This is a genomic window from Streptomyces sp. BB1-1-1, assembly GCF_031597775.1.
Lineage (GTDB): Bacteria > Actinomycetota > Actinomycetes > Streptomycetales > Streptomycetaceae > Streptomyces > Streptomyces thinghirensis.
Window position 1 is genome coordinate 5,285,082 of the sequence record NZ_CP134203.1, and the last position, 20,164, is coordinate 5,305,245.

The window sequence follows — 20,164 nt, forward strand, 5'->3', positions numbered from 1 at the left end:
TAGTTTGTGGGCTCCGACAGGACTTTCAGGAAGGTTGGCCGTGGCTGCTGATCTGTCGCAGATCGTGAAGGCGTACGACGTACGCGGTGTGGTGCCGGACCAGTGGGACGAGTCGCTGGCCGAGCTGTTCGGCGCTGCGTTCGTCGAGCTGACCGGCGCGAGCTCCATCGTGGTCGGCCACGACATGCGGCCCTCGTCCCCCGGGCTGTCCGGCGCCTTCGCGCGCGGGGCGGCGGCCCGCGGCGCCGACGTCACCGAGATCGGCCTGTGCTCCACCGACCAGCTGTACTACGCCTCCGGCGCGCTGAACCTGCCGGGCGCCATGTTCACGGCCTCGCACAACCCGGCCCAGTACAACGGCATCAAGCTGTGCCGCGCGGGCGCCGCCCCCGTCGGCCAGGACACCGGCCTCGCCGAGATCCGCGCCTCCGTGGAGCGGTGGAGCACCTCCGGCGCCCCGGAACCGGCGTCCCGCCCCGGCACCGTCACCCGGCGCGACACACTCGCCGACTACGCGGCCCACCTGCGCTCCCTCGTCGACCTCACCACCATCCGCCCCCTCAAGGTCGTCGTCGACGCGGGCAACGGCATGGGCGGCCACACCGTCCCCTCGGTCTTCACCGGCCTGCCCCTCGACCTCGTGCCGATGTACTTCGAACTCGACGGCACCTTCCCCAACCACGAGGCCAACCCCCTCGACCCGGCCAACCTCGTCGACCTCCAGAAGCGGGTCCGCGAGGAGGGCGCCGACCTCGGCCTCGCCTTCGACGGCGACGCCGACCGCTGCTTCGTCGTCGACCAGAACGGCGACCCGGTCTCCCCGTCCGCCGTCACCGCCCTCGTCGCCGCCCGCGAACTCGCCCGCAACGGCGGCAAGGGCACGGTCATCCACAACCTGATCACCTCCTGGTCCGTGCCGGAGGTCGTGAAGGAGAACGGCGGCACACCGGAACGCACGCGCGTGGGCCACTCCTTCATCAAGGCCGAGATGGCCAGGACCGGCGCGATCTTCGGCGGCGAGCACTCCGCGCACTACTACTTCCGCGACTTCTGGAACGCCGACACCGGCATGCTGGCCGCCCTCCACGTCCTCGCCGCCCTCGGCGGTCAGCAGGGCCCGCTGTCCGGCCTGGTCGCCCAGTACGACCGCTACGCCGGCTCCGGCGAGATCAACTCCACCGTCACCGACCAGACGGCCCGCCTCGCCGCGATCAGGGCCGCGTACGAGGACCGCGACGACATCACCCTGGACGACCTGGACGGCCTCACCGTCACGGCCACCGACTGGTGGTTCAACGTCCGCCCCTCCAACACGGAACCCCTGCTGCGCCTGAACGCGGAGGCCCGTGACGAGGCAACGATGACGAAGGTGCGGGACGAGGCGCTGGCGATCATCCGGGCCTAGCCGCGGGCAGGCGTGCCGCAGGGCGGCACGGGTGGGCGCGGCGGCACCCCGCAAGCGCCGGGCTGCGCGACTCACCCCCCAGCACCGACGCCGGGCGCCCGCCCGCCGTACAGCCCGACACCCGTCCTTGTCCGGCGGTACCCTGACCAGCACATCCGCACAAGCCGCCCCACCCCCGAAGGGAACCCCCATGCCGCTCGAAGCCGGCCTCCTGGAGATCCTCGCCTGCCCGGCCTGCCACTCCCCCCTCAAGGAGCAGGACACCGAGCTGATCTGCACCGGCCAGGACTGCGGCCTGGTGTACCCGATCCGCGACGACATCCCCGTCCTCCTCGTGGACGAGGCCCGCCGCCCCGAGTAACCGGGCGACCCCGCGCACGCACCCGAACGAACGCATCCGGCGATCGGAGACTGCCGCCATGCTCGACGAATCGCTGCTGGACGCCCCGGAGCGTCTCACCGCGGCCGACCGCCGCGGCCTGCTCCGCGGTGCCGCCGAGGCCGGCGCCCGTGTGCGCACCGCCGCCCGGCACGCGGCCGAGGCCGGAGTCGGCAACCTCAAGCCGGACGGGCGCCCCCGCGCCGTCCTGATCGCCGGCCCCGGCGCCGCCGCGACCCAAGCCGCCGACCTCCTCGGCACCCTCGCGGGCGCCGGCAGCCCCGTCACCCGCCTCGCCCCCACCGGCGTCGCCCCCGCCGCGGGCGCCCTGCGCTGGGAACTGCCCGGCTGGGCCGGCTCGGTGGACCTCCTGCTGATCGCCACCCCCGACGGCACCGAACCGGGCCTCGCCCTGCTCGCCGAACAGGCCTACCGCCGGGGCTGCACAGTCGTCGCCGTAGCGCCCGCCCGTTCCCCGCTCAGCGAGTCCGTGAACGCCTCTCACGGCCTGTTCATCCCGATGGCGACCGCCCCCTACGACCACGACGAGCCCCTCGCCGGTGCCGCCCCCGGCGTCCTGTGGGCGCTGCTCACCCCGCTCCTCGCGCTGCTCGACCGCACCGCCCTGCTCGACGCGCCGCCCGAGGCCATCGAGAAGGTCGCCGACCGCCTCGACCGCATCGCCGAACGCTGCGGGCCGGCCATCGTGACCTACAGCAACCCGGCCAAGACCCTGGCTTCCGAGCTGGCCGACTCCCTGCCGGTCGTCTGGACCGAGGGCACCTCGGCCGGACCGGCGGGCCGCCGCTTCGCCGCCGCGCTCGCCGAACTGTCCGGCACCCCGGCCGTCGTCGCCGAACTGCCCGAGGCGCTCGCCGCGCACAGCGCCCTGCTCGCCGGTCGACTCGCCGCCGGAGCCGACCCCGACGACTTCTTCCGCGACCGCGTAGAGGAGGCACCCGCCCTGCACGCGCGCGTGGTGCTCCTCCGCGACCGCCCCAGCGGCGGCCTCACCGCTGCCCCGGGCGCCCGTGACCTGGCCCTCGGCCACGACACGCCGATCAGCGAGCTGGAGCCCGAAGCGGGCGGCGAACTGGAGACCCTCGCGGAACTGATCGCCATCACGGATTTCGCCGCCGTTTACCTGGCGCTCGCCTCGGGCGCCTGATCTCGTACGCACCATCTCGTACGTACCAGCGCCACGCACCGGCGCCACGTACCAGGAAACGCACCGCGCACGCACCCGGCAGAGAGAGCCCATGGACCGCCTCGACAACACCGTCCGCCCCTACGCCTGGGGTTCCACCACCGCGATCCCGGCCCTGCTCGGGACCGAGCCGACCGGCGAACCGCAGGCGGAGATGTGGATGGGTGCCCACCCCGGCGCCCCCTCCCGCACCGGGCGGGGCACCCTCGCCGAAGTCGTCGACGCCGACCCCGAGAAGGAACTGGGCGCGGCCTCCGCGGCCAAGTTCGGCCCCCGGCTGCCCTTCCTCCTCAAACTCCTCGCCGCCGGCGCCCCGCTCTCCCTCCAGGTCCACCCCGACCTGTCCCAGGCCAGGCAGGGCTACGAGGACGAGGAGCGCCGGAGCGTCCCCCTGGACGCCCCGCACCGCAACTACAAGGACGCCAACCACAAGCCCGAACTGATCTGCGCCCTCACCGAGTTCGACGGCCTGTGCGGCTTCCGGGCCCCCGCCGAGACGGCCGACCTCCTCGACGGCCTCGGCGTCGCCTCCCTCAAGCCCTACGTCGACCTGCTGCGCGCGCACCCCGAGGACGCCGCCCTGCGCGAGGTCCTCACCGCGATCCTCACCGCCGACCCCGAGGAGATGTCCCGCACGGTCACCGAGACCGCGGCCGCCTGCGACCGCCTCGGCGGCGCCTACGCGCCCTACGCCGACATCGCCCACCACTACCCCGGCGACCCCGGCGTCCTCGCCGCCATGCTCCTCAACCACGTCCGGCTCCAGCCCGGCGAGGCCCTGTTCCTCGGCGCCGGCATCCCGCACGCCTACCTCGACGGCCTCGGCGTCGAGATCATGGCCAACTCCGACAACGTCCTGCGCTGCGGCCTGACCCCCAAGCACGTCGACGTCCCCGAACTCCTGCGCATCGTCCGCTTCGAGGCCGGCGACCCCGGCATCCTCCGCCCGGAGGCGTCCCCCGACGGCGAAGAGGTCTACGACACCCCGATCGACGAGTTCCGGCTGTCCCGGTACGTCCTCCCCGAGGGCTCCGGCGTCCACGACCTCACCCTGCCCACCCCGCAGATCCTGCTCTGCACGGCCGGCACCGTACGGGCGGGCGAGCACGAACTGGCCCCCGGCCGGTCCGTCTTCGTCCCGGCGGACGAAACGACCGAAGTCTCCGGGAGCGGCACGGTCTTCCGGGCCACCGTCCGCGTGTGACGCGGGTCTGAGAGACGTACGACGGGGCATCCGGCACTTCGAGGCCCGCGCGGGCTGCAACAATGACGCACCGCCAAGAAGGGGCGAAGCCGGGCGACCGGCCGAGCCCCCACCGGCGTACGGACGCAGACGAAGCAGATGCAGGCGAAGGGACAACGCGACACATGAGCGCGTCAGGCGGAACCAAGGCGATCGTGGCGGCACTGCTCGCCAACCTCTCGATCGCGGTAGCGAAATTCGTGGCGTTCCTCTTCAGTGGATCGTCATCGATGCTCGCGGAGTCCGTGCACTCCCTCGCCGACTCCGGCAACCAGGGACTCCTGCTCCTCGGCGGCAAGCGCGCCCAGCGTGCGGCCACCCCCCAACACCCGTTCGGCTACGGCCGCGAGCGCTACATCTACGCCTTCCTCGTCTCCATCGTGCTCTTCTCGGTCGGCGGCATGTTCGCGCTCTACGAGGGCTACGAGAAGATCAAGCACCCGCACGAGATCGAGCACTGGTACTGGCCGGTGGGCGTCCTGGTCTTCGCGATCATCGCCGAGACGTTCTCCTTCCGGACCGCCATCCAGGAGTCCAACGTCCTGCGCGGGAAGAAGTCCTGGAAGGAGTTCGTCCGCCACGCCAAGGCCCCCGAACTGCCGGTCGTCCTCCTGGAGGACCTCGGTGCCCTGGTCGGCCTGATCCTCGCCCTCGGCGGCGTCGGCATGGCCCTGCTCACCGGTGACGGCGTCTGGGACGGCATCGGCACCCTGTGCATCGGCGTACTGCTCATCGTGATCGCGCTGGTCCTGGCCGTCGAGACCAAGTCCCTGCTGCTCGGCGAGGCCGCGGGCACCGAGGCGGTCCAGCAGATCGAGGCCGCGATCGTCGCCGGCGACACGGTCACCGGCGTCATCCACATGCGTACCCTCCACCTCGGCCCGGAGGAACTCCTCGTCGCCGCCAAGATCGCCGTCCGCCACGACGGCACGGCCACCGAGGTCGCCTCCGCCATCGACGCCGCCGAGGCCCGTATCCGCGAGGCCGTCCCGATCGCCCGCGTCATCTACCTGGAACCGGACATCTACAGCGAGTCCGAGGCGACCAAGGGCCCCGACCGCGAGGCGAGCCCCGGCGGCCCGAGCACGCCGCCCGCCGCCCACTGACACCCGCGCCCGCCGCACCCACGGCCAATCCCGTAACGCTTCGTGAACGTCCGGAAGTGTTCGGAGGCGGACTGGGGACGGCGGGCGCCACCGGTGTAGCTTGGGACGGAGCCAGACGTCGCTGCTGATGGCGGTCGGGCGGTCCAGTACGGACCGGCCGAGGGAGAGAGGGCCTCCGACGGACTGCGCTGCGCGCACGCGGGCATGCCTGTGTCCTCTTCGGGGCACCCCTGTGTCCGCCGCCGCGCAGGTGTCAGCCGTACCCACCCTCGACCCAACCCGAGGAGCAGCTCGCAATGACGACTGTCGACAACCGACAGGACTTCAAGGTCGCCGACCTCTCCCTGGCCGCCTTCGGCCGCAAGGAGATCACCCTCGCCGAGCACGAGATGCCCGGCCTCATGGCGATCCGCAAGGAGTACGCCGAGGCCCAGCCGCTCGCCGGCGCCCGCGTCACCGGTTCCCTGCACATGACCGTGCAGACCGCCGTCCTCATCGAGACCCTGGTCGCCCTGGGCGCCGAGGTCCGCTGGGCGTCCTGCAACATCTTCTCCACCCAGGACCACGCGGCGGCCGCCATCGCCGTCGGCCCGAACGGCACGCCCGACAACCCGCAGGGCGTCCCCGTCTTCGCCTGGAAGGGCGAGACCCTGGAGGAGTACTGGTGGTGCACGGAGCAGGCCCTGACCTGGCCGAACACCCCCACCGGCGGCCCGAACATGATCCTGGACGACGGCGGTGACGCCACCCTCCTCGTCCACAAGGGCGTCGAGTACGAGAAGGACGGCAAGGTCCCCTCGGTCGACACCGCCGAGTCCGACGAGCACCGCGTCATCCTCGAACTCCTCACCCGCACGGTGAGCGAGAGCCCGCAGAAGTGGACCCAGCTGGCGTCCGAGATCCGCGGCGTGACCGAGGAGACGACGACCGGCGTCCACCGTCTGTACGAGATGCACCGCGACGGCACCCTGCTGTTCCCGGCGATCAACGTCAACGACGCGGTCACCAAGTCGAAGTTCGACAACAAGTACGGCTGCCGCCACTCCCTGATCGACGGCATCAACCGCGCCACGGACGTCCTGATCGGTGGCAAGACCGCCGTCGTGTGCGGCTACGGCGATGTGGGCAAGGGCTGCGCGGAGTCCCTGCGCGGTCAGGGCGCCCGAGTGATCATCACCGAGATCGACCCGATCTGCGCGCTCCAGGCGGCGATGGACGGCTACCAGGTCACCACGCTGGACGAGGTCGTCGACAAGGCCGACATCTTCGTCACCACGACCGGCAACAAGGACATCATCATGGCCGCGGACATGGCCAGGATGAAGCACCAGGCCATCGTCGGCAACATCGGCCACTTCGACAACGAGATCGACATGGCCGGCCTCGCCAAGACCCCCGGCATCGTCAAGGACGAGGTCAAGCCGCAGGTCCACACCTGGACCTACCCCGACGGCAAGGTCCTCATCGTCCTGTCCGAGGGCCGCCTGCTGAACCTGGGCAACGCCACCGGACACCCGTCGTTCGTGATGTCCAACTCCTTCGCGGACCAGACCCTGGCCCAGATCGAGCTGTTCACCAAGCCCGACGAGTACCCGACCGACGTCTACGTGCTGCCCAAGCACCTGGACGAGAAGGTCGCCCGGCTCCACCTCGACTCCCTCGGCGTCAAACTGACCACGCTCCGCCAGGAGCAGGCCGACTACATCGGCGTCAAGGTCGAGGGCCCGTACAAGGCGGACCACTACCGCTACTGAGCAAGCCCGCGTCGCAGCCGGCGGGGGGCGCGTCCATGCACAGACGCGCCCCTCGGCCGGCTGCCGGCTCCTCCGAGACAGGCCCCCGCACCCCCGTGCCGGGGGCCTGCCCCGTTGGTGCCTCAGCGGCGAACCGGCGCCTCAGCGGCGAACCAGCAGCCCGTCACCACCCAGGACCACCATGCCCCGCGGCCGTTATTCGCTCCACGATCCGCACGACCACACCCCCCTCGCAGAAGAACACTTCCAGTGCGCCCCCGGACCCTCCGGCTGGCGCTACGTCTCCCGGCTGACCACGCCCGCCGGAGACCACCACGGCTCCGTCGACCTCGCCCTCGACGAACTCGGCCGCCCCATCCGCCTCGAACTCCATGCCGCGAGCTGGCAAGTGCGAGGTGCGGCCGTCGACGGCGTCACCTGGGTCCGTACCGACCCCACCGGAGTCCACGCCACCGAAGGCAATGCGCGCGCCCACGCCTTCACCGGCACGTCCCCGGCCTTCCTCGTCGCCACCACCCGTCTCCTGCGCCTCACCCCCTCCGGATCGGCCACCCGCGTACGCCTCGTCGCCCTCACGGACCCGGTCCTCGCCCCGCGCACCGTGGACCAGTCCTGGGCCTTGCTGGGAAGAGAAGCACACGCCACTGACAACGGCCCGCTCACCGTGGACGAATACCAGGTCACAGCCCTGGACACGGGCGAGCAGCACACCGTGCACATCGCCGGCGACGTCGTGCTCGCGGCCCCCGGCATCGAGCTGGAGGACCTGGAGTCACCGCCGTCCGTGTTCCCGTGAGCGGCATCGGGCGACAAACGCCGCGGGACCGCCCGGGCGCAGCCCGTCCGGCCTACGCCGGCGGTACGAAACCGGTGCCGGCGCGGCCGTCCGGCGGCGCCTCCCGCGACGCCTCGGGCCGGGCTTCCCGCGAAGGCGCGGCCGGCGGCACCACGGGACGCACCTCCGGCGTTCGTACCGTCGGCTGCACCGGCGGTGTCACCGAGGAAGCCGGCGCGGGAGGAGCCATGGGCGGCGCTTCCACCGCAGGCCCCCCAGCCGCGTACGTTCCCCCGAACGCCCGCCGGGCCTCCCGGGCCTGCCGCTCCTGCATGACCGCCGCCAGATACGCGGCCGGCGGAACCTCCTGCGGCGCCGGAGCACCCGTACGAGCCGCCACATCGGCGGCGAGCCGTTCGGCCATGGCCCAGCCGACCCGGGGATCCAGCTGTCCCATCCGCGTCAGGTACTGACGGACGGCAAGCCACAGATCGTCGGGCACCGCGGACAGATCGAGCCCCGAGAACCGCCCCGCCAGCCACGGCGGAGGCGGCGGCACGAAGCCCGCCGGCGAGACCGGCACCCGTTCCCGCACGACCAGGGTCCCCGCGAACACGTCACCGAGCCGCCGCCCCCGCGCCGACACGAGCGAGGCGATACAGGCGACGACGCCGAACGTCATGAGGATCTCGATCACTCCGATCAAGCCCCGCACCAGCGAGTGCCGGAACCGGATCGGCCCACCGTCGTCCCGCACCACCCGCAGACCGCACGCCATCTTCCCGAGCGACCGCCCATGGCTGAGCGTCTCCACCGCGATGGGACCGCCCACCAGCACGAGGACGAAGGCCGCGATCGACAGCGCGGTCTGCGCCGCCATGTCCAGGGAGGCCGTGGAAGCCACCAGCGCGACGGTCACCGCCACATAGACCGCCACGGCCACCGCCAGGTCGAGCAGGACGGCCAGCGCCCTGCTGGGCAGCCTCGCGGGGCGCAGCTCCAACGCCACCGCCTCGCCCGTCACCAGCTCACTCACGCCTGCCGCCCTTCCCCTGACTGCCCCCGTCCCCGCCAGTCTGCCAAGCTGAGGACACACCGCGCCGCAGTACGACAAGCTGATCCACGACGAGCCGCCGACGATAGCCGAGGAGCAGGCACACCGATGGACCTCGACGTCTTCGTCTCCGCCCACCGCGCGGAGTGGGACCGCCTCGACGACCTGCTCCGGCGCCAGCGCCGACTGACCGGCGCCGAGACCGACGAACTCGTCACCCTCTACCAGCGCACGGCCACGCACCTCTCCCTGGTCCAGTCCAGCGCCCCCGACCCCCAGCTGACCGGACGGCTCAGCCAACTGGTGGCACGCGCGCGCAGTGCCGTGACAGGAACGCGCCGAGCCTCCTGGCGCGACGTCACCCGCTTCCTGACCCAACAGTTCCCGGCGGCCGTCTACCGGGCACGCCACTGGTGGGTCCCCACCGCGCTCCTGTCGACGGCCGTCGCGGCGCTCCTCGGCTGGTGGATCGGCACCCATCCGGAAGTCCAGTCCACCATCGCGGCACCCAGCGAACTACGGGAGCTCACCCGCCCCGGCGGCCAGTACGAGACGTACTACTCGAGCCACCCCGCGGCCTCCTTCGCCGCACAGGTCTGGACGAACAACGCCTGGGCCGCCGCGCTCTGTCTCATCCTGGGCGTCTTCCTTGGGCTGCCGGTCATCTGGATCCTGTTCCAGAACATGCTCAACCTGGGCGTCGGCTTCGGCCTGATGTCGTCGGCCGGCCGCCTCGACACCTTCCTCGGCCTCGTCCTGCCCCACGGTCTGCTCGAACTGACCGCGGTCTTCGTGGCCGCGGGCACCGGCCTGCGTCTCGGCTGGACCCTCATCGACCCGGGCCCGCGCACCCGGCGCGTCGCCCTCGCCGAAGAGGGCCGAGCCGCCATCGGCATGGCGATCGGCCTCGCCCTGGTCCTGTTTGTCTCCGGTGCCATCGAAGGCTTCGTCACCCCGTCCGGCCTGCCCACCTGGGCCCGCATCACCATCGGAGTCGTCGCCGAGCTGGCCTTCCTCGCCTACGTCTATGTCCTGGGCGGACGTGCCGTGCGCGCCGGCGACACGGGCGACGTCGAAGCGACCGAGCGCAGCGCCACCGTGCCGACCGCCGCCTGATGTGCGTCCGCCCCCGGTGAGCTGCTAGTGTCCTCTTCGTTCCCGCAAGAGCCGTTGACACGGAGCGAGCGGGGAGGTAGATTCGAACAGTTGCCTGGAGATGGGTTCACCCCAGAGGGCAACCGATAGAGTCTATTTGCTTCCTCCCGGATCATTGAATTCGGCGAAGCACTCTCCCGATGAATCGGAAATGAACGGCCGGTCAGACCGGCTCGGAACTTCTGATAAAGTCGGAACCGCCGGAAAGGGAAACGCGAAAGCGGGAACCTGGAAAGCACCGAGGAAATCGGATCGGAAAGATCTGATAGAGTCGGAAACGCAAGACCGAAGGGAAGCGCCCGGAGGAAAGCCTGAGAGAGTCTCTCGGGTGAGTACAAAGGAAGCGTCCGTTCCTTGAGAACTCAACAGCGTGCCAAAAGTCAACGCCAGATATGTTGATACCCCGACCTGATCGGTTCTTCGATCGGGTTGAGGTTCCTTTGAAGAAAAATACAGCGAGGACGCTGTGAACGGTCGGATTATTCCTCCGACTGTTCCGCTCCCGTGATGTAAAGCATTCACGGAGAGTTTGATCCTGGCTCAGGACGAACGCTGGCGGCGTGCTTAACACATGCAAGTCGAACGATGAACCACTTCGGTGGGGATTAGTGGCGAACGGGTGAGTAACACGTGGGCAATCTGCCCTGCACTCTGGGACAAGCCCTGGAAACGGGGTCTAATACCGGATACTGACCATCTTGGGCATCTTTGATGGTCGAAAGCTCCGGCGGTGCAGGATGAGCCCGCGGCCTATCAGCTAGTTGGTGAGGTAATGGCTCACCAAGGCGACGACGGGTAGCCGGCCTGAGAGGGCGACCGGCCACACTGGGACTGAGACACGGCCCAGACTCCTACGGGAGGCAGCAGTGGGGAATATTGCACAATGGGCGAAAGCCTGATGCAGCGACGCCGCGTGAGGGATGACGGCCTTCGGGTTGTAAACCTCTTTCAGCAGGGAAGAAGCGAAAGTGACGGTACCTGCAGAAGAAGCGCCGGCTAACTACGTGCCAGCAGCCGCGGTAATACGTAGGGCGCAAGCGTTGTCCGGAATTATTGGGCGTAAAGAGCTCGTAGGCGGCTTGTCACGTCGGTTGTGAAAGCCCGGGGCTTAACCCCGGGTCTGCAGTCGATACGGGCAGGCTAGAGTTCGGTAGGGGAGATCGGAATTCCTGGTGTAGCGGTGAAATGCGCAGATATCAGGAGGAACACCGGTGGCGAAGGCGGATCTCTGGGCCGATACTGACGCTGAGGAGCGAAAGCGTGGGGAGCGAACAGGATTAGATACCCTGGTAGTCCACGCCGTAAACGGTGGGCACTAGGTGTGGGCAACATTCCACGTTGTCCGTGCCGCAGCTAACGCATTAAGTGCCCCGCCTGGGGAGTACGGCCGCAAGGCTAAAACTCAAAGGAATTGACGGGGGCCCGCACAAGCGGCGGAGCATGTGGCTTAATTCGACGCAACGCGAAGAACCTTACCAAGGCTTGACATACACCGGAAAGCATCAGAGATGGTGCCCCCCTTGTGGTCGGTGTACAGGTGGTGCATGGCTGTCGTCAGCTCGTGTCGTGAGATGTTGGGTTAAGTCCCGCAACGAGCGCAACCCTTGTCCCGTGTTGCCAGCAAGCCCTTCGGGGTGTTGGGGACTCACGGGAGACCGCCGGGGTCAACTCGGAGGAAGGTGGGGACGACGTCAAGTCATCATGCCCCTTATGTCTTGGGCTGCACACGTGCTACAATGGCCGGTACAATGAGCTGCGATACCGCGAGGTGGAGCGAATCTCAAAAAGCCGGTCTCAGTTCGGATTGGGGTCTGCAACTCGACCCCATGAAGTCGGAGTCGCTAGTAATCGCAGATCAGCATTGCTGCGGTGAATACGTTCCCGGGCCTTGTACACACCGCCCGTCACGTCACGAAAGTCGGTAACACCCGAAGCCGGTGGCCCAACCCCTTGTGGGAGGGAGCTGTCGAAGGTGGGACTGGCGATTGGGACGAAGTCGTAACAAGGTAGCCGTACCGGAAGGTGCGGCTGGATCACCTCCTTTCTAAGGAGCACTTCTTACCGACTTCGGTCGGTCAGAGGCCAGTACATCAGCGAATGTCTGATGCTGGTTGCTCATGGGTGGAACGTTGACTACTCGGCACGATCGACTTGATGGATCACTAGTACTGCTTCGGCGTGGAACGTGACTCTGGAGAGAGATTCGTGTCGGGCACGCTGTTGGGTATCTGAGGGTACGGCCGTGAGGTCGCCTTCAGTTGCCGGCCCCGGTAAAGATCCGCGTGAGCGGGTTGTGACGGGTGGTTGGTCGTTGTTTGAGAACTGCACAGTGGACGCGAGCATCTGTGGCCAAGTTTTTAAGGGCGCACGGTGGATGCCTTGGCACCAGGAACCGATGAAGGACGTGGGAGGCCACGATAGTCCCCGGGGAGCCGTCAACCAGGCTTTGATCCGGGGGTTTCCGAATGGGGAAACCCGGCAGTCGTCATGGGCTGTCACCCGCTGCTGAACACATAGGCAGTGTGGAGGGAACGCGGGGAAGTGAAACATCTCAGTACCCGCAGGAAGAGAAAACAACCGTGATTCCGGGAGTAGTGGCGAGCGAAACCGGATGAGGCCAAACCGTATACGTGTGAGACCCGGCAGGGGTTGCGTGTGCGGGGTTGTGGGATCTCTCTTCTACGGTCTGCCGGCCGTAGGACGAGTCAGAAACCGTTGATGTAGGCGAAGGACATGCGAAAGGTCCGGCGTAGAGGGTAAGACCCCCGTAGTCGAAACATCAGCGGCTCGTTTGAGAGACACCCAAGTAGCACGGGGCCCGAGAAATCCCGTGTGAATCTGGCGGGACCACCCGCTAAGCCTAAATATTCCCTGGTGACCGATAGCGGATAGTACCGTGAGGGAATGGTGAAAAGTACCGCGGGAGCGGAGTGAAATAGTACCTGAAACCGTGTGCCTACAAGCCGTGGGAGCGTCGGACATCAAGCTTGCTTGGTGTCTCGTGACTGCGTGCCTTTTGAAGAATGAGCCTGCGAGTTTGCGGTGTGTTGCGAGGTTAACCCGGGTGGGGAAGCCGTAGCGAAAGCGAGTCCGAACAGGGCGATTCAGTAGCACGCTCAAGACCCGAAGCGGAGTGATCTAGCCATGGGCAGGTTGAAGCGGAGGTAAGACTTCGTGGAGGACCGAACCCACCAGGGTTGAAAACCTGGGGGATGACCTGTGGTTAGGGGTGAAAGGCCAATCAAACTCCGTGATAGCTGGTTCTCCCCGAAATGCATTTAGGTGCAGCGTCGTGTGTTTCTTGCCGGAGGTAGAGCACTGGATAGGCGATGGGCCCTACCGGGTTACTGACCTTAGCCAAACTCCGAATGCCGGTAAGTGAGAGCGCGGCAGTGAGACTGTGGGGGATAAGCTCCATGGTCGAGAGGGAAACAGCCCAGAGCATCGACTAAGGCCCCTAAGCGTACGCTAAGTGGGAAAGGATGTGGAGTCGCACAGACAACCAGGAGGTTGGCTTAGAAGCAGCCACCCTTGAAAGAGTGCGTAATAGCTCACTGGTCTAGTGATTCCGCGCCGACAATGTAGCGGGGCTCAAGCGTACCGCCGAAGTCGTGTCATTGCAGCAATACGGCCAACGCCGGCTGTGATGGGTAGGGGAGCGTCGTGTGCCGGGTGAAGCAGCCGCGGAAGCGAGTTGTGGACGGTTCACGAGTGAGAATGCAGGCATGAGTAGCGATACAAACGTGAGAAACGTTTGCGCCGATTGACTAAGGGTTCCTGGGTCAAGCTGATCTGCCCAGGGTAAGTCGGGACCTAAGGCGAGGCCGACAGGCGTAGTCGATGGATAACCGGTTGATATTCCGGTACCCGCTGTGAAGCGTCAAACATCGAGCATCGTGATGCTAAGGCCGTGAAGCCGTTCCGGACCCTTCGGGGAAAGGAAAGTGGTGGAGCCGCCGGACCAAGCGGTTAGTAGGTGAGTGATGGGGTGACGCAGGAAGGTAGTCCATCCCGGGCGGTGGTTGTCCCGGGGTAAGGGTGTAGGCCGTGCGATAGGTAAATCCGTCGCACTTGTGGCTGAGACCTGATGCCGAGCCGATTGTGGTGAAGTGGATGATCCTATGCTGTCGAGAAAAGCCTCTAGCGAGTTTCATGGCGGCCCGTACCCTAAACCGACTCAGGTGGTCAGGTAGAGAATACCGAGGCGTTCGGGTGAACTATGGTTAAGGAACTCGGCAAAATGCCCCCGTAACTTCGGGAGAAGGGGGGCCATTCCTGGTGATGGGATTTACTTCCTGAGCTGGGGGTGGCCGCAGAGACCAGCGAGAAGCGACTGTTTACTAAAAACACAGGTCCGTGCGAAGCCGTAAGGCGATGTATACGGACTGACGCCTGCCCGGTGCTGGAACGTTAAGGGGACCGGTTAGCTCCATTTCGGTGGGGCGAAGCTGAGAACTTAAGCGCCAGTAAACGGCGGTGGTAACTATAACCATCCTAAGGTAGCGAAATTCCTTGTCGGGTAAGTTCCGACCTGCACGAATGGCGTAACGACTTCTCGACTGTCTCAACCATAGGCCCGGTGAAATTGCACTACGAGTAAAGATGCTCGTTTCGCGCAGCAGGACGGAAAGACCCCGGGACCTTTACTACAGTTTGATATTGGTGTTCGGTTCGGCTTGTGTAGGATAGCTGGGAGACTGTGAACTCTGGACGCCAGTTCAGGGGGAGTCGTCGTTGAAATACCAGTCTGGTCGTGCTGGATGTCTAACCTGGGTCCGTGATCCGGATCAGGGACAGTGTCTGATGGGTAGTTTAACTGGGGCGGTTGCCTCCTAAAGAGTAACGGAGGCGCCCAAAGGTTCCCTCAGCCTGGTTGGCAATCAGGTGTTGAGTGTAAGTGCACAAGGGAGCTTGACTGTGAGACCGACGGGTCGAGCAGGGACGAAAGTCGGGACTAGTGATCCGGCGGTGGCTTGTGGAAGCGCCGTCGCTCAACGGATAAAAGGTACCCCGGGGATAACAGGCTGATCTTCCCCAAGAGTCCATATCGACGGGATGGTTTGGCACCTCGATGTCGGCTCGTCGCATCCTGGGGCTGGAGTCGGTCCCAAGGGTTGGGCTGTTCGCCCATTAAAGCGGTACGCGAGCTGGGTTTAGAACGTCGTGAGACAGTTCGGTCCCTATCCGCTGTGCGCGTAGGAGTCTTGAGAAGGGCTGTCCCTAGTACGAGAGGACCGGGACGGACGAACCTCTGGTGTGCCAGTTGTCCTGCCAAGGGCATGGCTGGTTGGCTACGTTCGGGAGGGATAACCGCTGAAAGCATCTAAGCGGGAAGCCTGCTTCGAGATGAGGACTCCCACCCCCTTGAGGGGTTAAGGCTCCCAGTAGACGACTGGGTTGATAGGCCGGATCTGGAAGCACCGCAAGGTGTGGAGGTGACCGGTACTAATAGGCCGAGGGCTTGTCCTCAGTTGCTCGCGTCCACTGTGTTGGTTCTGAAACCACGAACAACCCGCCCCTATGCCACAGGGGTGTGCTGGTTGTCTGTTTCATAGTGTTTCGGTGGTCATAGCGTAGGGGAAACGCCCGGTTACATTTCGAACCCGGAAGCTAAGCCTTACAGCGCCGATGGTACTGCAGGGGGGACCCTGTGGGAGAGTAGGACGCCGCCGAACAATCATTGCGAGGAAACCCCGTACCGGGAACGGTGCGGGGTTTTCTGCGTTTCTGGGGCAGTCGATATGACGGCGGGGCGCCTTCGGCCCCGCCGCCTTTCCTCTTACAGGCGGCCTGCCGCCTTCAGTTCCAAATAGGCGTCTGCCAGCGCCGGGGCGAGTTCGTCAGGGATCGCGTCGACGATTGTGACGCCGTGCCGGCGGAGCTGGTCCGCGGTGCGGTCCCGTTCCGCCTGGGCTTGTGCCGCCGCCGCGGCTTCGTAGACGGCGTCCGTGTTTCCGCGGGCCTTGGCCATCCGGGAGATGTGCGGGTCCGCCACCGATGCCAGGACGACCGTGTGGCGCTGTGTCAGTCGTGGCAGGACGGGGAGCAGTCCCTCTTCGATCGGGGCCGAGTCGAGTGTCGTCAGGAGCACGATCAGGGAGCGGCGAGGGGCCGACCGGAGGGCTGTGGCGGTGAGGCCGCGGGCGTCTGTTTCCACGAGCTCCGGTTCCAGGGTCGCCATCGTGTTGACCAGGGAAGGGAGTACGTCGCCCGCCGTGCGGCCCTGGACGAGGGCGCGTACTCGGCGGTCGTACGCGAGGAGATCGACGCGGTCGCCCGCGCGTGAGGCCAGCGCGGCCAGGAGCAGGGCGGCGTCCATGGAGGCGTCGAGGCGGGGCGCGTCGCCCACTCGGCCGGCCGAGGTGCGGCCGGTGTCGAGGACGAGCAGGATGTGCCGGTCGCGCTCCGGACGCCAGGTGCGTACGGCGACGGCGGACTGGCGGGCTGTCGCGCGCCAGTCGATGGAACGGGTGTCGTCGCCGGGGACGTATTCGCGGAGGCTGTCGAATTCCGTGCCCTCTCCGCGGGTGAGCACGCTGGTGCGGCCGTCGAGTTCGCGCAGGCGGGACAGCTTGGACGGCAGGTGCTTGCGGCTTGCGAACGGGGGCAGGACGCGTACCGTCCAGGGGGCCCGGTGGGTGCCCTGCCGGGTGAAGAGGCCCAGGGGGCCGTACGAGCGGATCGTGACGCGGTCCGACTGGCGGTCGCCGCGGCGGGTCGGCCGTAGACGGGTGATCACTCTGCGGCGTTCACCGGCGGGGACCGTCACGCGGTGGCGGGAGGCCGTCGTCTCCGTACCGGGTTGCCAGCTGCTGGGCGGCCAGGCGTCGCGGACGTGGGCGCGGAGCGGGCGGTTGGACGGGTTGGTGACCGTCAGGGTGACGTCGGCGGTGTCGCCCAGGCGCGTGGAGGTGTCGCCGGAGCGGGTCAGGCGCAGGCGCCGTACCGGGGCGGCCAGGGCGAAGTCGCAGGCGCAGGCCACGGCCAGCGGCGCGTTGACCGCGAGGATGCCCGTCCAGCTGGGGTCCCAGATGCCGATGGGCACGGAGCCCAGGGCCGCGAGGAGTGCGGTGCGTCCGGTGAGAGCCATCAGCGGGGCACGGGGACGTGGGCGAGGATCGCGTTGATGACGGAGTCCGTGGTCACGCCCTCCATCTCCGCCTCCGGACGGAGCTGGACGCGGTGCCGCAGGGTGGGGAGGGCGAGGGCCTTCACGTCGTCGGGGGTGACGTAGTCGCGGCCCGTCAGCCAGGCCCACGCGCGGGCCGTCGAGAGCAGTGCCGTGGCTCCGCGTGGGGAGACGCCGAGAGTGAGGGAGGGCGACTCGCGGGTGGCCCGGCAGATGTCGACGACGTAGGCCGTGATCTCGGGGGTGATCGTCGTCTTGGCCACCTCCGCGCGGGCCGCCTCCAGGTCGGCGGCGTTCGCCACGGGGCGTACGCCGGCGGCGTGCAGGTCGCGCGGGTTGAAGCCCGAGGCGTGGCGGGTGAGGACGTCGATCTCGTCCTGCCGGGAGGGGAGGGGGACGGTGAGCTTGAGGAGGAAGCGGTCCAGCTGGGCTTCCGGAAGGGGGTAGGTGCCCTCGTACTCGACCGGGTTCTGGGTCGCCGCGACCAGGAAGGGCTCGGGGAGGGGGCGGGGCGTGCCGTCGACCGTGACCTGGCGTTCCTCCATGGCTTCGAGGAGGGACGACTGGGTCTTCGGGGGCGTGCGGTTGATCTCGTCGGCGAGGAGCAGGTTGGTGAAGGCCGGGCCGGGCTGGAAGGAGAACTCGGCGGTGCGGGCGTCGTAGACCAGGGAGCCGGTGACGTCGCTCGGCATCAGGTCCGGGGTGAACTGGACGCGCTTGGTGTCGAGTTCGGTGGCTGCGGCCAGGGCGCGGACCAGGAGCGTCTTGGCGACGCCGGGGACCCCTTCGAGGAGGACGTGGCCGCGGCACAGGAGCGCCACGACGAGACCGGTGACGGCGGCGTCCTGGCCGACCACGGCCTTGGCGATCTCGGCGCGCAGGGCCTCCAGGGCGGCGCGGGCGTTGCCCGGGTCCCCGGTCTGCCCGGCGTTGTCAGTGGTCGGGTCCATCATGGACGGCGTACCTCTCTTTCGAGGGCGTCGAGTTGGTCGGCGAGGGCGATGAGGGCCGCGTCGTCGCCGGGCGGCGGGCCGAAGAGGAGGGTGTGCAGGGATTGTGCGTCGCCGTGTTCGCCGTGGAGGTGGGCGGACAGGGCGGGAAGCAGGGCCTCGGGCGTGTGCGCCTGGGTGACGGGGACGCCTACGAGGGGGGCGAGACGGGTGCGGGTGGCGGAGCGAAGAGCGGCGGCCGCGCGGTCGCGGGCGTTGACCTTGCGGTAGAGGCGGGCGCGGCCCTCGGCGGTTTCGGAGGCGCGGATCGCGACGGGGAGTTTCTCGGGCACCAGGGGGCCGAGTCGGCGTGCCCGCCACAGGGCCGCGAGGGCGGCGGCGACGAAGAGCTGCAGCGTGCCCCAGAGCCAGCCGGAGGGGAGCAGGTCGAAGAAGCTGCGCTCGTCGTCCGGGGTGGTGGCGTCGGTGAGCGAGGGGAGGTACCAGACCAGGTGGTCGCGGGAGCCGAGGAGTTGGAGGGCGAGCGAGGCGTTGCCGTGCTCGTCGAGGTGGTTGTTGTAGAAGATGTCGGGGGCGCCGAGGACCACTGTGTCGCCCGGGGTGGTTCCTTCCTGGGCCGCCTCTCCGGGTGTTTCGGGGATGCGGAGCAGAGTGGCCAGGCGACGGCTGGGGTAGCAGGCGTCGGCTTCGACGTGGGCGCTGCTGTAGCGGATGCCGCCGGTGTCGGCGCTGCCCGCGCGGCGGGCGGCGGGCAGGTCGCAGTCGGGGGCCAGCGTCGAGTCGATGCTGAGCGCGGGGTCGGCGGTGACGCTGGGGGCGAGCCGTTCGACGGCGGGGCCGCCCGGGGCCACGAGGACGGTACGGCCGCCGGAGCCCTCGGTCGCGGAGCGCAGCTGCGTCTGCTGGCGTTCGGTCAGGAGGTCGGGGACGGCGACCAGCAGGGTGGTGTCCGGGCCGGCCGCGGCGCGTGCGTCGTCCAGGGTGTCGACCACGCGCGTGGACACGCCCCGGTCGGCGAGGAGTTCGGCGACGGCCCGGCTGCCGTAGGGGTCGGCGGAGCGCGGGTCGAGTTCGCCGTGCCGGGCGTCGGAGCGGATGGCGGCGATCGCGACGGCGGCGACGAGCAGCGCGACGAGCGCGAGCGTGATGCCCCGCGCGCGTGTCCACACCTGGCGTGCGGTGGGCGAGGCCGAGGTGGTGGGGAGCGTGGCCTCGGTGGTCATTCGGCGGCTCCCGGGCGGGCGTTCGGGTCCGCGCTGTCGGTGGTACCGGCGGTCGTGCTGTTTGCCAGTCGCGGTTTGCTGCGTTCCAGGTCGTGGTCGAGTTCGGTGAGGCGCCGGTACGACTGCTCGGTGCCGGGGCGGCCGCCGTATGTGACGTCGTCGAAGTCGCGGGCCGCGGCGCGCAGCGGGGCACCGTGGGCGGGCATGGCGCGGCCCGCTTCGGTCGCCGCCTCGTCGGCGGTGCGGCCGGGGCGGATGTCGAGGAGGGCGCGTTCCTCCAGGGCGCGGACGACGGCCCGCATGCGTTCCTGGACGGCCTGGTTCCAGTGGCCCTGGGCGGCGTGTGCCTCGGCGGCGGCGCGGTGGTCGGCGGCGCTGCGGGGGCGGTCGTCGAACAGGGCGGGGGCCGAAGCCGGTTGGCGGCGCGGGGTGCCCAGGCGCCACCAGAGGGCGCCCAGCGCGGCCACTACGGTCACGATGATGACGATCAGGCCGAACGTCCCTCCGGGAGTCGCGGTGGACGCGCTGCTGAACAGTTCGTCGATCCAGTCCCAGAAGGCGTTCAGGGCCCGCTGGAACCAGCCGGGGTCGTTCTCGTGGTACATCCGCTTGGACAGCTCGCGCCGGGCGGCCTCCCGCGCGGGGTCGCGCGGGATCGTCACCGGCGGTTCGTCGCCGGAGCGCGGCAGCGACAGCACCGAGGTGTCGCCGGTGCGCGACAACGTCCGTACGGCGGTGCGTGACAGCGCGTCCGTGAGAACTCCCCCCGCCGGGCTCACCGCCG

At 68.2% G+C, this 20,164-nt stretch carries 13 protein-coding genes and 3 rRNA genes; 11 read left to right on the top strand and 5 right to left on the bottom strand.

Annotated elements, in window-relative coordinates; all coding sequences use genetic code 11:
- The first annotated feature begins 40 nt into the window (after positions 1-40).
- From RI578_RS24335 to RI578_RS24365, 7 genes are all read left to right on the top strand, one after another.
- Positions 41-1,405: a phosphomannomutase/phosphoglucomutase gene (locus tag RI578_RS24335; RefSeq protein ID WP_310873056.1), complete on the top strand. Its 1,365-nt coding sequence runs from the start codon at positions 41-43 to the stop codon at positions 1,403-1,405.
- 190 nt (positions 1,406-1,595) lie between these two features.
- The gene (locus tag RI578_RS24340) at positions 1,596-1,766 is read left to right on the top strand and encodes a Trm112 family protein (protein ID WP_310873057.1); all 171 of its coding nucleotides are present in this window, start codon (positions 1,596-1,598) and stop codon (positions 1,764-1,766) included.
- 58 nt (positions 1,767-1,824) lie between these two features.
- On the top strand, positions 1,825-2,952 hold the full coding sequence (locus tag RI578_RS24345) for an SIS domain-containing protein (RefSeq protein ID WP_310873058.1): 1,128 nt from the start codon (positions 1,825-1,827) through the stop codon (positions 2,950-2,952).
- A gap of 91 nt (positions 2,953-3,043) precedes the next feature.
- A complete protein-coding gene (manA, locus tag RI578_RS24350; protein ID WP_310873059.1) occupies positions 3,044-4,195 on the top strand; it encodes a mannose-6-phosphate isomerase, class I in 1,152 nt (383 codons plus the stop codon).
- Between the two features lie 164 nt (positions 4,196-4,359).
- Positions 4,360-5,340: a cation diffusion facilitator family transporter gene (locus tag RI578_RS24355; RefSeq protein ID WP_310873060.1), complete on the top strand. Its 981-nt coding sequence runs from the start codon at positions 4,360-4,362 to the stop codon at positions 5,338-5,340.
- A 296-nt stretch (positions 5,341-5,636) separates the two neighbouring features.
- Positions 5,637-7,094 carry an adenosylhomocysteinase gene (ahcY, locus tag RI578_RS24360; RefSeq protein WP_310873061.1) on the top strand — a complete coding sequence of 486 codons (1,458 nt, stop codon included), beginning with the start codon at positions 5,637-5,639 and terminating at the stop codon, positions 7,092-7,094.
- Between the two features lie 181 nt (positions 7,095-7,275).
- Positions 7,276-7,890, top strand: coding sequence for a hypothetical protein (locus tag RI578_RS24365; protein ID WP_310873062.1), 615 nt, complete (start codon positions 7,276-7,278; stop codon positions 7,888-7,890).
- Positions 7,891-7,942: 52 nt separating this feature from the next.
- Here the strand turns inward: RI578_RS24365 and RI578_RS24370 are convergent, their stop codons facing one another.
- A complete protein-coding gene (locus RI578_RS24370) occupies positions 7,943-8,905 on the bottom strand; it encodes an RDD family protein (protein ID WP_310873063.1) in 963 nt (320 codons plus the stop codon).
- A 126-nt stretch (positions 8,906-9,031) separates the two neighbouring features.
- Between RI578_RS24370 and RI578_RS24375 the strand changes: the two genes are divergently transcribed.
- From RI578_RS24375 to rrf, 4 genes are all read left to right on the top strand, one after another.
- On the top strand, positions 9,032-10,039 hold the full coding sequence (locus tag RI578_RS24375) for a stage II sporulation protein M (protein WP_310873064.1): 1,008 nt from the start codon (positions 9,032-9,034) through the stop codon (positions 10,037-10,039).
- 556 nt (positions 10,040-10,595) lie between these two features.
- Positions 10,596-12,122 (top strand): 16S ribosomal RNA (locus tag RI578_RS24380).
- Between the two features lie 303 nt (positions 12,123-12,425).
- Positions 12,426-15,547, top strand: a 23S ribosomal RNA gene (locus RI578_RS24385).
- 89 nt (positions 15,548-15,636) lie between these two features.
- Positions 15,637-15,753, top strand: a 5S ribosomal RNA gene (rrf, locus tag RI578_RS24390).
- Together the 16S, 23S and 5S rRNA genes form the textbook arrangement of a ribosomal RNA operon.
- 104 nt (positions 15,754-15,857) lie before the next feature.
- Here rrf and RI578_RS24395 read toward each other — a convergent pair.
- Genes RI578_RS24395 through RI578_RS24410 form a run of 4 tightly spaced genes read right to left on the bottom strand, consistent with a single transcriptional unit; the run spans position 15,858 to position 20,159 of the window.
- Positions 15,858-17,168 carry a DUF58 domain-containing protein gene (locus RI578_RS24395; RefSeq protein ID WP_310873065.1) on the bottom strand — a complete coding sequence of 437 codons (1,311 nt, stop codon included), beginning with the start codon at positions 17,166-17,168 and terminating at the stop codon, positions 15,858-15,860.
- Entirely contained in the window at positions 17,168-18,157 is a 990-nt protein-coding gene (locus RI578_RS24400; protein WP_210960804.1) for a MoxR family ATPase, read from the bottom strand. Before RI578_RS24400 ends, RI578_RS24395 begins: the two co-directional genes overlap by 1 nt.
- On the bottom strand, positions 18,157-19,380 hold the full coding sequence (locus tag RI578_RS24405; RefSeq protein ID WP_310873066.1) for a DUF4350 domain-containing protein: 1,224 nt from the start codon (positions 19,378-19,380) through the stop codon (positions 18,157-18,159). Before RI578_RS24405 ends, RI578_RS24400 begins: the two co-directional genes overlap by 1 nt.
- Positions 19,377-20,159: a DUF4129 domain-containing protein gene (locus RI578_RS24410; RefSeq protein WP_310873067.1), complete on the bottom strand. Its 783-nt coding sequence runs from the start codon at positions 20,157-20,159 to the stop codon at positions 19,377-19,379. The genes RI578_RS24405 and RI578_RS24410 overlap by 4 nt, the downstream gene beginning before the upstream one ends.
- Positions 20,160-20,164: the final 5 nt, after the last annotated feature.